Origin of the sequence: Achromobacter ruhlandii (assembly GCF_902859695.1) — a bacterium.
Lineage (GTDB): Bacteria > Pseudomonadota > Gammaproteobacteria > Burkholderiales > Burkholderiaceae_B > Achromobacter > Achromobacter ruhlandii.
Map to the genome: position 1 here is coordinate 1 of NZ_CADIJL010000033.1, position 13,353 is coordinate 13,353.

General features: G+C 68.3%; 15 protein-coding genes. 7 read left to right on the forward strand and 8 right to left on the reverse strand.

Annotated features, from left to right (window positions below; all coding sequences use genetic code 11):
* Nucleotides 1-297 precede the first annotated feature (297 nt).
* The 5 genes from HV742_RS26420 (at nucleotide 298) to hutG (ending at nucleotide 4,289) form a co-directional block, all read left to right on the forward strand.
* Entirely contained in the window at nucleotides 298-1,038 is a 741-nt protein-coding gene (locus HV742_RS26420) for an IclR family transcriptional regulator (protein ID WP_171904997.1), read from the forward strand.
* 116 nt (nucleotides 1,039-1,154) lie between these two features.
* The gene (locus HV742_RS26425) at nucleotides 1,155-1,898 is read left to right on the forward strand and encodes a transporter substrate-binding domain-containing protein (RefSeq protein ID WP_116793408.1); all 744 of its coding nucleotides are present in this window, start codon (nucleotides 1,155-1,157) and stop codon (nucleotides 1,896-1,898) included.
* Nucleotides 1,895-2,563 carry an amino acid ABC transporter permease gene (locus HV742_RS26430; RefSeq protein ID WP_049074183.1) on the forward strand — a complete coding sequence of 223 codons (669 nt, stop codon included), beginning with the start codon at nucleotides 1,895-1,897 and terminating at the stop codon, nucleotides 2,561-2,563. Before HV742_RS26425 ends, HV742_RS26430 begins: the two co-directional genes overlap by 4 nt.
* On the forward strand, nucleotides 2,560-3,342 hold the full coding sequence (locus tag HV742_RS26435) for an amino acid ABC transporter ATP-binding protein (protein ID WP_049074181.1): 783 nt from the start codon (nucleotides 2,560-2,562) through the stop codon (nucleotides 3,340-3,342). Before HV742_RS26430 ends, HV742_RS26435 begins: the two co-directional genes overlap by 4 nt.
* Nucleotides 3,339-4,289: a formimidoylglutamase gene (gene hutG / locus HV742_RS26440; protein WP_175146777.1), complete on the forward strand. Its 951-nt coding sequence runs from the start codon at nucleotides 3,339-3,341 to the stop codon at nucleotides 4,287-4,289. Before HV742_RS26435 ends, hutG begins: the two co-directional genes overlap by 4 nt.
* Before the next feature lie 81 nt (nucleotides 4,290-4,370).
* Here hutG and HV742_RS26445 read toward each other — a convergent pair whose 3' ends face one another.
* Nucleotides 4,371-6,044, reverse strand: coding sequence for an FAD-binding oxidoreductase (locus HV742_RS26445; RefSeq protein ID WP_175146778.1), 1,674 nt, complete (start codon nucleotides 6,042-6,044; stop codon nucleotides 4,371-4,373).
* 482 nt (nucleotides 6,045-6,526) lie between these two features.
* On the opposite strand from HV742_RS26445, the gene HV742_RS26450 reads away from it, so the two are divergent.
* Complete coding sequence (locus tag HV742_RS26450; protein WP_049074175.1) at nucleotides 6,527-7,816, forward strand: Glu/Leu/Phe/Val family dehydrogenase; 1,290 nt, start codon at nucleotides 6,527-6,529, stop codon at nucleotides 7,814-7,816.
* Between the two features lie 164 nt (nucleotides 7,817-7,980).
* Here HV742_RS26450 and HV742_RS26455 read toward each other — a convergent pair whose 3' ends face one another.
* The 6 genes from HV742_RS26455 to HV742_RS26480 form a co-directional block, all read right to left on the reverse strand.
* Entirely contained in the window at nucleotides 7,981-8,799 is an 819-nt protein-coding gene (locus HV742_RS26455; protein WP_059270173.1) for an RsiV family protein, read from the reverse strand.
* Nucleotides 8,800-8,865: 66 nt separating this feature from the next.
* Nucleotides 8,866-9,642 carry a lipoate--protein ligase family protein gene (locus HV742_RS26460; RefSeq protein ID WP_049074166.1) on the reverse strand — a complete coding sequence of 259 codons (777 nt, stop codon included), beginning with the start codon at nucleotides 9,640-9,642 and terminating at the stop codon, nucleotides 8,866-8,868.
* The gene (lplB, locus tag HV742_RS26465) at nucleotides 9,639-9,914 is read right to left on the reverse strand and encodes a lipoate-protein ligase small subunit (protein ID WP_006385315.1); all 276 of its coding nucleotides are present in this window, start codon (nucleotides 9,912-9,914) and stop codon (nucleotides 9,639-9,641) included. Before lplB ends, HV742_RS26460 begins: the two co-directional genes overlap by 4 nt.
* Nucleotides 9,915-9,955: 41 nt before the next feature.
* Nucleotides 9,956-10,420: a GNAT family N-acetyltransferase gene (locus HV742_RS26470; protein WP_054416173.1), complete on the reverse strand. Its 465-nt coding sequence runs from the start codon at nucleotides 10,418-10,420 to the stop codon at nucleotides 9,956-9,958.
* An 11-nt stretch (nucleotides 10,421-10,431) separates the two neighbouring features.
* Nucleotides 10,432-11,130, reverse strand: coding sequence for a glutathione S-transferase N-terminal domain-containing protein (locus HV742_RS26475; protein WP_054416172.1), 699 nt, complete (start codon nucleotides 11,128-11,130; stop codon nucleotides 10,432-10,434).
* Between the two features lie 125 nt (nucleotides 11,131-11,255).
* A complete protein-coding gene (locus tag HV742_RS26480) occupies nucleotides 11,256-12,155 on the reverse strand; it encodes a DMT family transporter (protein WP_049074161.1) in 900 nt (299 codons plus the stop codon).
* 122 nt (nucleotides 12,156-12,277) lie between these two features.
* Here HV742_RS26480 and HV742_RS26485 point away from each other — a divergent pair, with 122 nt between their 5' ends.
* On the forward strand, nucleotides 12,278-12,745 hold the full coding sequence (locus tag HV742_RS26485) for an Lrp/AsnC family transcriptional regulator (RefSeq protein ID WP_049074160.1): 468 nt from the start codon (nucleotides 12,278-12,280) through the stop codon (nucleotides 12,743-12,745).
* Nucleotides 12,746-12,856: 111 nt separating this feature from the next.
* Here the strand turns inward: HV742_RS26485 and HV742_RS26490 are convergent, their stop codons facing one another.
* Nucleotides 12,857-13,351 (reverse strand): glutathione peroxidase, encoded by a 495-nt coding sequence (locus HV742_RS26490; RefSeq protein WP_049074158.1) that lies wholly within the window; start codon nucleotides 13,349-13,351, stop codon nucleotides 12,857-12,859.
* Nucleotides 13,352-13,353: the final 2 nt, after the last annotated feature.

The following is a 13,353-nucleotide window of genomic DNA, read 5'->3' on the forward strand; positions in this document are numbered from 1 at the left end:
CCGCCGCGCCGCCGCCCGCCGCGCCGCCGCCCCTGGCGCCGGCGCCGGAAGCCAGCCCCAAGTCTTCGTCCAGCGTCGGCGGGGTGTCCGGCGTGCGCCTGAACAACTACGACAAGCCTGCCACGCCCTGAGGCTCCTGCCTGGCTTGTCCCGAAACCCGCCTCGTGGCGGGTTTTTTATTGGCCGTTGCCGGCGGCGGGTTCGGGGTTTTCCCTGTGAATTCTCATTGGATGGGAAAAATTTCAACGTTCAGAACCATAAATTGATAATCTGCGGCCATCAAACCTGGAGTGCTTGTTGATGGATCAGTCGGTAGGGGCGGGCGCGGACCGCGTGCTGTACGTGTTGGCCACGCTGGCCCGGCACGACGGTCCCCTGAGCATCGCCGCGTTGGCGGAAAAGACCGGCCTGGCCCAGAGCACGCTGTATCGCCAGGTCGCGCTGCTCAAGCGCTGGGGTTTCGTCGCCGAACACGAGGGTGAATACGGCCCCGGTCCGCTGTGCGTGCAACTGGCCTGGGGTTTCGACCAGTCTTCGTTCCTGATCCATGAGGCGCAGCCGGACATGGCGGCGCTGGCCGCCGCGTCGGGCGAGACCATCGGCTTGCTGGTGGCGGTCAAGGACCAGGCCGTGTGCCTGGACATGGTCGAGAGCCAGCATCCGTTGCGCTGTTCCTTCACCAAGGGGCGCGGCCTGCCGCTGGCGCGCGGCGCTTCCGCCAAATCGCTGCTGGCCTTCATGCCGGCGGCGCGCCAGCAGGCGGCGCTGGCCGTGCTGGCGCGCGAATCGGGCGTCGACCCGGCGCGCCTGGCCGACGAACTGGAAGCCATCCGTGCCCAGGGTTATGCCGTGACCGACAGTGAGGTCGATGCCGGCGTCTGGGGCGTGAGCGTGCCGATCTTCCAGCGCGCCAACCAGGCGGTGGCCTCGATCACCCTGATGGCGCCGTCGACCCGCGCGGCCCAGCGGCCCCAGGCCTTCATCGACTTGACCGTCGCCGCCGCCCGCCGCATCTCGGGCAAGTTGCAGGCGCACTGACCCCGCGCCTATCCGGATTCCTCGCTGTCCCCGCCATTGCCGCCTCATCTCTAGATCACCCGTTACGCCGCATCGATCGCCGTATCCGCATCCACCTTCTTCTTTCAGGATTTGCCATGACCACTCGCCGCACCCTGTTGACCGCCGCCCTGACCCTGGGCCTGGCCTGGAGCATGGGCACCGCCCACGCCCAGGAAACCATCCGCGCCGTGACCGACGCCACCTTCCCGCCCATGGAGTTCGTCAAGGACGGCAAGCGCACCGGCTTTGACATCGAACTGGTCGAGGCCCTGGCCGCCGCCATGGGCAAGAAGGTCGAATGGATCGACATCGACTTCAAGGGCCTGATTCCCGCCCTGCAGGCCGGCCGCGCCGACATCGCCGTGTCCGCCATCTACATCACGCCCGAGCGCAGCAAGGTGGTGGATTTCACCGACCCGTACTACGCCGGTGGCCTGGTGGTGCTGACCAAGAAGGACGGCCCGGTCAAGACCCTGAAGGACCTGGACGGCCGCAAGGTGTCGGTGCAGGTCGGCACCAAGTCGGTCAACTACCTGAAGGAACACTATCCGTCGGTACAGCGCGTCGAGGTCGAGAAGAACCAGGAGATGTTCAACCTGGTGCAGATCGGCCGCGCCGATGCCGCCGTGACCGGCAAGCCGGCCGCCAAGCTGTTCGCCCAGAGCACCACCGACCTGACCGTGCTGGCCGACCAGGTCACCACCGAGGACTACGGCATCGCCGTGCCCAAGAACAAGCCGGAACTGACCCGCGGCCTGAATGAGGCGCTGCGGAAGATCAAGGCCGATGGCAGCTACCAGGCCATCGTCAACAAGTGGTTCGAGGCGCCCGCGAAATGAACCTGGATTTTGCTCCCGTCTTCGCCGATTTCGACGCGTTGCTGCGCGGCGCGGTGGTCACCATCGAGGTGACCGCCGGCGCCTTGCTGCTGGGCTGTGTCATCGGCCTGCTGGTCGGCGTCGGCCGGCTCAACCCGCAGCGCAGCATCATCTACAACCTGTGCAGCGTCTACCTGCTGTTCTTTCGCGGCACGCCGCTGCTGGTGCAGTTGTTCATCTGGTTCTTCGGCCTGCCGCAGTTCGGCGTGACGCTGCCGGCGTTCGCCTGCGGCGTGCTGGGCCTGGGCATGTATTCCGGCGCCTACGTGTCGGAAATCGTGCGCGGCGCGATCCAGTCGGTCGACCGAGGCCAGACCGAGGCGGCCCGTTCGCTGGGCATGTCGTCGGGCCAGGCCATGCGCATCATCATCCTGCCGCAGGCGGTGGTGCGCATGATCCCGCCGCTGGGCAACGAGTTCATCGCGCTGATCAAGAATTCGGCGCTGGTGTCGCTGTTGACCATCCATGACCTGATGCACGAAGGGCAGAAGATCATCAGCGTGTCGTACCGCTCGCTGGAAACCTATCTGGTGGTGGCGCTGATCTATCTGGTCCTGACCACGGCCGCCATGTTGATACTGCGCAGGATCGAGCAACGCCTGCGCGCGGGGGGGATGGTGCAATGAACGCCGCGAATCCGAAAGAAATGATCCGCATCCGCGGCCTGCAGAAATCCTATGGCGACCACGCCGTGCTGCGCGGCATCGACTTCGATGTGCTGCCGTCGCAGGTGGTGGTGGTGATCGGCCCCAGCGGCTCGGGCAAGAGCACGCTGCTGCGTTGCTGCAACGGGCTGGAAGTGGCCCAGGGCGGCACCGTCGAGATCTGCGGCCAGATGCTGCAGAACGAGGGCGAGCAGTTGCCCGAGGCGGCGCTGAACCGCCTGCGCATGCAGGTCGGCATGGTGTTCCAGGGCTTCAACCTGTTCCCGCACCTGTCGGTGCTGGACAACGTCACCGTCGGGCCGCGCACGCTGCGCGGCATGGGCCGCGACGAGGCCAACGCGCTGGCCGAGGACCTGCTGCGCAAGGTCGGCCTGGCGCAGAAGATGGCGGCCATGCCGGCCAGCCTGTCGGGCGGCCAGAAGCAGCGCGTGGCGATCGCCCGCGCGCTGGCGATGCAGCCCAAGGTCATGCTGTTCGACGAACCGACCTCGGCGCTGGACCCGGAGCTGGTGGGCGAAGTGTTGCAGGTCATGAAGCTGCTGGCGCGCGAAGGCATGACCATGATGGTCGTGACCCACGAAATGGGCTTTGCCCGCGACGTGGCCGACGTGGTGGCGGTGATGGACGGCGGCGTGATCCTGGAATCGGGCGCGCCCGAGGTCATCTTCAGCCAGCCGCGCGAGGCCCGCACCCGCGAGTTCCTGCAGGCCGTGCTGAGCACGGGGCAGGGGGCGGCATGACGGCGGCGCAACTCGACCGGAGCCTGTGGACCGCGCGCGACGACAGCGCCGAGCGCGGCGACACGCGCCGCCTGGCGCACATCGTCGAGCCGGCCGCCGGCCAGGCGCCGGCGGCGGGCGAGCCGGTGCTGCTGGGATTCGCCTGCGATGCGGGCGTGGCTCGCAACCAGGGCCGCGTCGGCGCGGCCGCCGGCCCGGCCGGCATCCGCAAGTACATGGCCGGCCTGCCGGCGCATGGCCTGACGCGCCTGCTGGACGCGGGCGACGTGGCCTGCGAAGGCGACCAGCTGGAAGACGCGCAGGAGCGGCTGGGCCTGGCGGTGGCCGACCTGTTGCGCCAGGGCGCCCGCCCGGTGGTGCTGGGCGGCGGTCATGAGATCGCCTGGGGCAGCTTCCAGGGCCTGGCGCGCTGGCTGGCGGACCGCGGCGATGAGGGCCCGGTGCTGGTGCTGAACCTGGACGCGCATTTCGATCTGCGCACCGGCCGGCCGGGCAGTTCCGGCACGCCGTTCGACCAGATCGCGCATTACTGCGAGGCACAGGGGCTGGCGCTGCAATACTCCTGCCTGGGCGTGTCGCGGCTGGCCAATACGCCGGCGCTGTACGCGCGGGCGGCCGAAGTGGGCGCGGTGTGGGTCGAGGACCGCGACATGCAGGAACGCCACCTGGCGGCGCGCCTGGCGAACGTCGACGCCTTGCTGGCGCGGGCCCGCCACGTCTACCTGACCATCGACCTGGACGTGCTGCCGGCGGCGGTGATGCCGGGCGTGTCGGCGCCGGCGCCCTATGGCGTGCCGATGGCGGTGATCGAGGAGATCGTGCTGCGCGTCAAGGCCAGCGGCAAGCTGCGCCTGGCCGACATGGCCGAGTACAGTCCGCGCTTCGACATCGACGGCCATGGCGCCCGCGCGGCGGCGCGCCTGGCCTGGCAACTGCTGTCCGCCTGACACGGTCCGCGGCGCGAGATCCGCCGCGGACTTCCCGCCCGCCGTCATGGCCGCTCGCGCGGCGCATGGCGGCGGGCTTTTTCACGCCTGCGGCGCGGCCAGCGGGATCGACATCTCGTGGTGGAAGAGATTGTCGGGATCGACGCTGCGCTTGGTGGCGATCAGCGCGGCGGTCTTGTTGCCGTAGTACAGGTCGAGCCACTGCGGATCGACGTGGCTGTGGCTGGCGTCGGTGTACTTCATGTCGGTGTCGGGGTAATTGATGTAGCACCCCTCGAACGGCGAGCCCGGCTGGTTGCTGGGCTTGCCGCCGTACTGCGCGAAGTACTCGTCGTACAGGTCGGCGATCCACTTGATGTGGAAGGCGTCCTGGGCCGGATCGGTCCAGTACACCTGGAACTGCGACTTCAGCAGCGACGAGCGCTGGCATACGCTGGTCGGGTTGGTCGTCTCGTCGTTGCGGTTGATGCGGCCGCCGTACGAGTCGATCTGCACCAGCGCCTGATTCAGGCGCGGGTCGTCCGAGCCGTTCAGGTATTCCCACAGGGCCATGATCTCGACGTCGCTGAAATTGGCCTTGTGATAGGCGGACTTGTACTTGCCGCGCTGGTTGCTGCCCGAGCCGTTGATGCTCTGCGTCAGCCACAGCCAGTCCATCTTCTGCGCATCGTTGACCGCATGGGCCAGCATCCGCGGCGCCGGATGGACCACGCGGTGCGACGGGCCGTACCAATGGGTGGACAGGTTGACGGCGGGCGCGGCGCTGGCCGCCGCGTTCATGGTGGCGACGAAGTCCAGGAACGGCTGGTCGCGCGCGCCGCCGACCTTGCCGTCCTTGCCGGTGTACTGGATGCTCAGCACCACGTCGCCGGTCGAGCGGTGCTGCACCTTCAGCAACGTGAACAGGCCGCCGTTGGCCTTGGCCGGGTCGGGGCTGTTCCAGTCGGCGTCGTGGTCGGCGAACCACTGCCAGTAGGCGCGCATGAAGCGCGCGAAGTTGGCGCGGCCCGTGGCGCCGGCGCCGAAGCTGGCCCAGGGGTAGGACAGCGACAGCCAGTAGGCTTCCTGGGGCGCGGCGGGCAGGTCGGCGTAGTAGTAGGTCAGGATGATGCCGTAGTTGCCGCCGCCGCCGCCGCGGCAGGCGATGAACAGGTCGCGGTCGGCGCCGGTGCTGTGCAGGTTGACGTGCTTGGCGACCAGCTTGCGCGCGCCCGGGCCTTGCGGCACCAGGATGTCCACGCCCGAGAGCCAGTCCACCGTCAACCCGTGCAGGCGCGATAGCAGGCCGTAGCCGCCGCCGACGATGTGCCCGCCCGAGCCGACCGAATAGCACGAGCCGCCGGGCAGGGTGCGGTTGGCGGTCTTGTACAGGTCCAGGTAGCCGTCCCAGTTCTGGTTGCCGGACGCGGCCGCGAAGCGGTAGCGCGCGGCGGGGTTCCAGGGCGAGGGGATGTCGCCAGCCTCGCGGTAGCGCAGGCCGGTCATCAGGCTCAGGTCGATGATGGCCAGCGGCTGGCCGTGGTCCCCGGGCAGTTTGTTGGCGACGAACCCTTCGTAGCAGTGGCCGCCGCTGCGCACCGTGATGCGGCAGCCCTGGGCCAGCGCGGCGTTGGCCGCGTCCAGCACGTCCTGCGGGGTCTTGCAGACGTAGATGGCGTTGGCGCCCTGGCCCGTGGTGGGGAAGCGCAGGTTGAAACCCTTTTGCAGGGTCGCGTAACGCGGGTCATTGCTGTCAATCAGGGAAAAATCCGACATGCGCACCTCTATGGTTGATTTTCATGAGTGCAGTGATGCAAGCGGGGGTCGCCCGCCGGCAACGCGGGATGACAAGCTTTGGAACGCCGCCGGTGCCGGGTACCGCTGAAACCGGGGCCGGTTGATTCTGGGTCAAGTGGATGACGGTTTCAAGCAAGGTGCGACAGCGTTCCGGCGGCGGCTGACACACGGATGCGATGGAGCGGCGGCGCGGGAAGGGGACGGGCGGGGCCAGGGCGTGTCGCAAGTCACGCGGCGGAAAGTTGCCCGGCCTGGTGGTCCCCCGGTGGATGTCGGCCGGGCCGTGCGGGCTGGACGCTGCTGGCGCGCGGGGCTAGGATAGGCGCAGCGTTTCGGCAGGCTCGGCAACGCTCGCGGTCTCCGTTTCCGTGTTATGTCCCCAATTAATATTTTTTCATAAAATATGGGGACATAATAAGGATATGGATAAAATGGCGCAACTTTGTCAGGAGAGCATGTCCATGTCTCAAACTCCCACCCATGCCTTGCCGTCTTATCTGAATGCCGACGATCTCGGCCCCTGGGGTAATTACCTGCAACAAGTCGACCGGGTCACCCCGTACCTCGGTTCGCTGGCGCGCTGGGTCGAGACCCTGAAGCGCCCGAAGCGCTCGCTGATCGTCGACGTGCCGATCGAGCTGGACAATGGCAGCGTGGCCCACTTCGAGGGCTACCGCGTGCAGCACAACACCTCGCGCGGCCCGGGCAAGGGCGGCGTGCGTTTCCACCAGGACGTGACCCTGTCGGAAGTGATGGCGCTGGCCGCCTGGATGTCGGTCAAGAACGCCGCGGTCAACCTGCCGTACGGTGGCGCCAAGGGCGGCATCCGCGTCGACCCGCGCAAGCTGTCGCAATCCGAACTCGAGCGCATGACGCGCCGCTACACCTCGGAAATCGGCGTCATCATCGGCCCGTCCAAGGACATTCCCGCCCCTGACGTGAACACCAACGCCCAGACCATGGCCTGGATGATGGACACGTACTCCATGAACGAAGGCTCGACCGCCACCGGCGTCGTGACCGGCAAGCCGATCGCGCTGGGCGGCAGCCTGGGCCGCGTCGAGGCCACCGGCCGCGGCGTGTTCGTGGTCGGTTGCGAAGCCGCGCGCGACCTGGGCATCGACGTGTCCAAGGCGCGCGTGGTGGTGCAGGGCTTCGGCAACGTGGGCGGCACCGCCGCCCGCCTGTTCCATGAAGCCGGCGCCAAGGTCATCGCGGCGCAGGACCACACCGGCACGGTGCACAACGCCGCCGGCCTGGACGTCCACAAGCTGCTGTCGCACGTGTCGCAGCATGGCGGCGTGGGCGGCTTCTCCGGCGGCCAGGCCCTGGACAAGAACGAGTTCTGGACGCTCGAAACCGAATTCCTGATCCCGGCGGCCCTGGAAAGCCAGATCACCGCCGACAACGCCGCCAAGGTGCGCGCCAAGATCGTGGTGGAAGGCGCCAACGGCCCGACCACGCCGGAAGCGGACGACATCCTGGCCGAGAACGGCGTGTACGTGGTGCCGGACGTGCTGGCCAACGCCGGCGGCGTGACGGTGTCGTACTTCGAATGGGTGCAGGACTTCTCCAGCTTCTTCTGGAGCGAGGACGAAATCAACCAGCGTCTGGAACGCATCATGCGCGAGGCCTACGCCTCGATCGCGCAGGTGGCCAGGGAGCACAAGGTGACGCTGCGCACCGCCGCCTTCATCGTGGCTTGCACGCGCATCCTGCAGGCCCGCCAGGTGCGCGGCCTGTACCCGTAAGTCCTTCTGGCGCCGGGCCAGGCCCGGCGCGCGGAGGAGCCAGAGGAAGACAGGAAAACCGCCCCGACAGGGGCGGTTTCCATTTTGGGCCGCGGAGTGGGCGGGGCGCGTCGCTTACGGCGGTATGGCGGCCACCGGCGCCGCCGGCCGGAACGCGCGGGTCCTCACGACTTGGGCAGCAGTTCCGGCTTGAGGATGCCGCGCAGGTCCGAGTACGGAATGCTCAGTTCCGGTTCGCCATGCGAGTAGGGGGCGATCGAGTAGGCGTCGTACTTGACCACGATGCCGTCGCGCGTGAGCGCGAAGTTGTCGCTTTCCTGGAACGGCCACATCTTGTTATAGGCCGCCGGGTCGCGCTTGGCGTCGCTGTTGCCGGCCAGCCACTTGGCGTGGGCCTGCCGCAACGCGGCGACGTATTCGGCGCGGCGCCCGGGAATCAGCGCTTCGTCCAGCGCCATGACGCGGCCGCGGCTGCGTTCCCAGTTCAGGTACTGGGTGGCGGGAATGCCGTGCGCGGCGCCGGTCAGGAACTGCTCGGTGTGCAGCTCGATCGAGACGATGTCGCCCACGGTGTCCTTGACGCTGGCCTTGAAGTAGGTGGCGTCGCGCGGCCGCGCGGTGGACCAGAAATATTGCGTGTATTCCGACAGCGTCTCGTACGGGCCGCGGCGATTGGCGTCGGTGCCGGTCATGTAGGCCAGTACGTGGTCGACCAGCGCGCTCAATTTGGGGATGCCGGGAAAGGCCACGCTGTCGATCTCGATGCGCGGGCAGTCGCCCTTGCAATCGGGCTTGTTGGACGCCCACTTGATGCGCTCGGTGGCCAGGTCGCCGATCTTCTCGGGCGTGGCCGTGCTGGCGGCCGCCGTCGGCGAGTCCAGGGTGATGTTGGCGGGGGGCGAACTGCCGCAGCCGGCCAGGGCCAGCAGGACGGCTCCCAAACCCGCGGCGGACAGGCCGCGCGGCTTGCGGGGAAGACGCATTGAACTACCTCCAGAAAACCCGGCCGCGCCCGCGGGCGCGACCGTCCGACTCAAACCCGTGGCGCCTCAGGGAACGACCGCGGTCCATTCGGGCGTGGAGAACTTTTCGGCGGCCTGGGCCTCTGCCTGGGCCAGCGTGGCCGCGCCCACTTGGCCCGGCGTCAGCCGGTGCAGGCTGGCGAAGGTGTCCACCATGCGCTGGATGATGACCTCGCGCGCCAGCCCGGTCTGGGTGCGCAGCGGGTCCACGCGCTTCTTGGCGCTGGTGGTGCCCTTGTCCGACAGTTTCTCGCGCCCGATGCGCAAGACTTCCACCATTTTATCGGCGTCGATGTCGTAGGACATAGTGACGTGGTGCAGCACTGCCCCTGCGCGGCGCGCCTGGGCGGCGCCGCCGATCTTGCCGATGTCCGAGGCGATGTCGTTGAGCGGCTGGTACCAGGCCTTGATGCCCAGGCCCTGCAGCGCCTGCAGCACCCAGGCGTCCAGGAAGGCATAGCTTTCCTGGAAGCTCATGCCGTGCACCAGCGCCTGCGGCGCGCTCAGCGAATAGGTGATGCTGTTGCCGGGCTCGATGAACATGGCGCCGCCGCCGCTGACGCGGCGCACGACCTCGATGCCGTGGCGCCGGGCGCCCTCGGGGTCGACTTCGTTCTTGAGCGATTGGAAGCGGCCGATCACGACCGCGGGCGCCGACCATTCCCAGATGCGCAGCGTGGGCGGGCGGGTGCCGGCGCCGACTTCGTCGGTGATGACGGCGTCCAGCGCCATGTGCAGCGCGGGGCGTTGCGGCGCTTCGTGGATCAGTTGCCAGTCGTAGTCGTTCCAGTCGGTGCGGGTCATGCCAGCGCCCTCCGCAGCACCACCGCCACGGCCTCGGCCGAGAAGCCGAACATTTCGGTGTCGGGCGGCAGCGCCGACTGCACGGCCAGCGCCAGTTCCAGTTCGCCGGCGTCGGCGGGCAGGCCGTTCAGGCCGCGGTTGATGGCTTCCAGCGCCTCGGGCGGTTCGAGGAAGAAATCACCGCTGATGCGGACATCGGCCAGGCGGCCGTCGCGGACTTCCAGGTCCGCGACCACCAGCTTGCCGCCGGGGACTTTGTATTCGCCGTGCATGGGCGCTCCTTTGTGTATCAGGCCTGGCGCCGGGGGCGGCGCTACAGGCTCAGTTTCATGCCGTCATGGCTGGCCACGAAGCCCAGGCTTTCGTAGAAGCGGCGGGCGTCGGGCCGGGCGCGGTCGGTGGTCAGCTGCACCATGGCGCATCCCTGCGCGCGGCACTGCTCGATGGCCCACTCGAACATGGCGCGTCCCAGGCCCTGGCCGCGCGCCGACGAGGCGATGCGCACGCTCTCGATCTGTCCGCGCCATTGGCCCAGCCGCGACAGGCCGGGTATGAACGATAACTGCAAACAGCCGATCAGGCGCGCGTCGCGCTCGACCACCGCGAAGAACTGGTTCGGGTCCTGCTCGATGGCGGCAAAAGCCGCAGTGTAGCGGGGGTTGAGCGGAACCGAGGGGTCTTCGCGCCTGGCGCCGAGTTCGTCGTCGGCCAGCATGGCGACGATGGCGGGCAGGTCGCCCGCGCGCGCGCGGCGGAACCGTAGCGGGGAATCGGTCATGGCGGCCTCGCTCAGCGCACGTTCTGGGCGGTCTGGCCGAACAGGATGCGGCGCGACTCGTCGTCGCTGACCGACGGCGCGGTGTTGACCTTGTCGGCCAGCGCGTAGGCGCGCTGCACGGCCGGACGCGCGGCGATGGCGTCGAACCAGCGCTTCAGGTGCGGGAAATCGTTCAGGTCCTGGCCTTGCTTGGCGTGCGGCACGATCCAGGGGTAGGCCGCCATGTCGGCGATGGAGTAGTCGCCGGCGACGAACTCGCGGTCGGCCAGGCGCTTGTTCAGCACGCCGTAGAGGCGGTTGGTTTCCTTGACGTAGCGCTCGATGGCGTAGGGGATGCGCTCGGGCGCGTAACCCGAGAAGTGGTGGTTCTGGCCGGCCATGGGGCCCAGGCCGCCCATCTGCCAGAACAGCCATTGCGAGACCTCGGCGCGGCCGCGCAGGTCGGCGGGCAGGAAGCGGCCGGTCTTTTCGGCCAGGTACTGCAGGATCGCGCCGGACTCGAACAGCGACAGCGGCGCGCCGCCGTCGGCGGGCTGCTGGTCGACGATGGCCGGAATGCGGTTGTTGGGCGCGATGGCCAGGAATTCGGGCTTGAACTGGTCGCCCTTGCTGATGTTGACCGGGTGGATCTCGTAAGGCAGTCCGGCTTCTTCCAGGAAAATCGTGATCTTGTGGCCGTTCGGGGTGGTCCAGTAATAGAGATCGATCATGGGGATTCCTCAGCGTCTTGGCGCCGCCGGCCACTGCCGGCGGATCGGAAGGTCCATGATAGCGGCGCCCCGGGCGGGCGGCCGAATACCCGGGGGCGCGGTGCGGGTTTGGCGCCCGGCCCCGTTCAGGCCGCGCCGGGCCGGGCGCCGCCGCGCAGGCGCCACTGCCAGTTCAGGCTGACGCCGGCGGCCGCCAGGAAGATCATGGCCACGCCCAGCACCTGGGTGGCGTCCATGCGGTGGCCGTACACCACCAGGTCCAGCAGGATCGCCACGGCCGGATAGATGAAGCTGAGCGCGGCGGTCGAGGTGGTCGGCAGCTTCTGGATCGCCGAATACATCAGGATGTACATCAGGCAGGTGTGGATCAGGCCCAGCGCCACCAGGTAGCCCCATTGCAGCGGGGCCGCGGGCAGTGCCTGGAAGTCGGCCATCGGCAGCAGCATCACCGCGCCCAGCGTCACCTGCACCAGCGCCAGCACCTGCGGCGGGATGCCCTTCAGGCGCTTGACGATGACGGCGGTGACGCCGTAGAGCGCCGCCGCGCCCAGCCCCAGCAGCAGGCCCGACAGATAGGCGTCGCCGCCGCTGTGGTCGGTGAGCTTGAGCACCAGCAGCAGGCCGGCGAAGGCGATCACCGACCAGGCCAGCTTGCCGCGCGTGGGCCGTTCGCCCAGGAACAGCGCGCCCAGGCCGATCAGGAAGAAGGGCTGCACGTTGTAGACGGCGGTGGCCAGCGAGATCGACGCCAGCCGGTAGGCCGAGAACAGCAGCACCCAGTTCAGCACCAGCGCGGCGCCCGCGGCCAGGGCCAGCGCCAGGGTGCGGGCCGTGAACAGGCCGGGCTTGAGCAGGCCGCGCGCCCAGCAATACAGGAACAGCGACAGGGCGCCGAAGACGCAGCGGAAGAACACCACGTTCCAGGCGCTCTGGCCGGATTCCAGGACGAACACGCCCAGGGTGCCGGACAGGGTCATGGCGGCGGCCATCTGGGCCAGGCCAACGCGATCGGATGAGGGGGACATGGAAGGCTCCAGGGGACCATGCGGTCCGTGATTCGATGGAGAAATTATCCCAGGCCGATCGGGCCGGTTATATGATGTTGCTGCGGCAGTTTTGTGTTTGAACCTTCGTTCGGGTGGAATTTATGCAGAATGACCTAAAGAATGAAAATCCAGTCCTGGACGGCATCGACCGCCGCCTGGTGGAGATGCTGACGGCCAATGCGCGCACCACCACCGCCGACCTGGCGCGCCAGGTCGGGATGTCCGCGCCGAGCGTGGCCGACCGCCTGCGGCGGCTGGAGGAATCGGGGGTGATCCGCGCCTACACGCTGGACGTCGATCCGGTGGCGCTGGGCTACACGCTGGAGGCCATCGTGCGCATCCGGCCGCTGCCCGGACAGTTGCGGCGGGTTGAGGGGCTGATCCAGGAAATTCCGGAATTCGTCGGATGCGACAAGGTCACGGGCGATGACTGCTTCATCGCGCGGGTGGTGCTGCGTTCGATCACGCATCTGGACGGCATCCTGGAACGCGTGACCGAGTTCGCCGAGACCAACACCGCTATCGTCAAGGCGCACACCGTGCGCCGCCGGCTGCCGCCGTTGCGTTGAACGGGCGCGGCGGAATCGGGCGCGTCGCCGGCGCGAGGGCCAGCGCGGCACGTCCTGCGGCGGCGCCAGGACCCGGGCGCGGCTGGCGGCGGCTGCCCGGCCTGGCGGCCGTCAGGCGGCCGGCGCGGCCAACGCGCGGACGATGTCGTCCTTCAGCCCGGCCGGCGTGTCGGTGGGGGCGTAGCGCTTGATCACCTGGCCGTCGCGGCCCACCAGGAACTTGGTGAAGTTCCACTTGATGCCCTCGGTGCCGAAGACGCCGGGCTTTTCGCCCTTGAGCCAGCGGTACAGCGGGTCGGCGTTGGCGCCGTTGACGTCGATCTTGGCGAACAGCGGGAAGGTGATGTCGTACTGCGTGGTGCAGAAGTCGAGGATCTCGGCCTCGTTGCCCGGCTCCTGGCGGCCGAACTGGTCGCACGGGAAGCCCAGCACCGTCAGGCCGTCGTCGCGCAGGGCGCGGTACAGCTCTTCCAGGCCCGAATATTGCGGCGTGAAGCCGCATTTCGAGGCCACGTTCACCACCAGCAGCACCCGGCCGCGGTAGGCGGCCAGCGGCTGGTCGGCGCCGTGGATGTCGCGGGCCGAGAAATCGTAGATCGTGCTCATGC

Coding starts and splice junctions, on each gene's coding strand:
- HV742_RS26450 (WP_049074175.1), top strand. CDS start 6,527: ATGTCTCAAACTCCCACCCATGCCTTGCCGTCTTATCTGAATGCCGAC.
- HV742_RS26460 (WP_049074166.1), bottom strand. CDS start 9,642: ATGACCCGCACCGACTGGAACGACTACGACTGGCAACTGATCCACGAA.
- HV742_RS26485 (WP_049074160.1), top strand. CDS start 12,278: ATGCAGAATGACCTAAAGAATGAAAATCCAGTCCTGGACGGCATCGAC.
- HV742_RS26430 (WP_049074183.1), top strand. CDS start 1,895: ATGAACCTGGATTTTGCTCCCGTCTTCGCCGATTTCGACGCGTTGCTG.
- HV742_RS26470 (WP_054416173.1), bottom strand. CDS start 10,420: ATGACCGATTCCCCGCTACGGTTCCGCCGCGCGCGCGCGGGCGACCTG.
- HV742_RS26445 (WP_175146778.1), bottom strand. CDS start 6,044: ATGTCGGATTTTTCCCTGATTGACAGCAATGACCCGCGTTACGCGACC.
- HV742_RS26435 (WP_049074181.1), top strand. CDS start 2,560: ATGAACGCCGCGAATCCGAAAGAAATGATCCGCATCCGCGGCCTGCAG.
- HV742_RS26480 (WP_049074161.1), bottom strand. CDS start 12,155: ATGTCCCCCTCATCCGATCGCGTTGGCCTGGCCCAGATGGCCGCCGCC.
- lplB (WP_006385315.1), bottom strand. CDS start 9,914: ATGCACGGCGAATACAAAGTCCCCGGCGGCAAGCTGGTGGTCGCGGAC.
- HV742_RS26425 (WP_116793408.1), top strand. CDS start 1,155: ATGACCACTCGCCGCACCCTGTTGACCGCCGCCCTGACCCTGGGCCTG.
- HV742_RS26490 (WP_049074158.1), bottom strand. CDS start 13,351: ATGAGCACGATCTACGATTTCTCGGCCCGCGACATCCACGGCGCCGAC.
- hutG (WP_175146777.1), top strand. CDS start 3,339: ATGACGGCGGCGCAACTCGACCGGAGCCTGTGGACCGCGCGCGACGAC.
- HV742_RS26475 (WP_054416172.1), bottom strand. CDS start 11,130: ATGATCGATCTCTATTACTGGACCACCCCGAACGGCCACAAGATCACG.
- HV742_RS26455 (WP_059270173.1), bottom strand. CDS start 8,799: ATGCGTCTTCCCCGCAAGCCGCGCGGCCTGTCCGCCGCGGGTTTGGGA.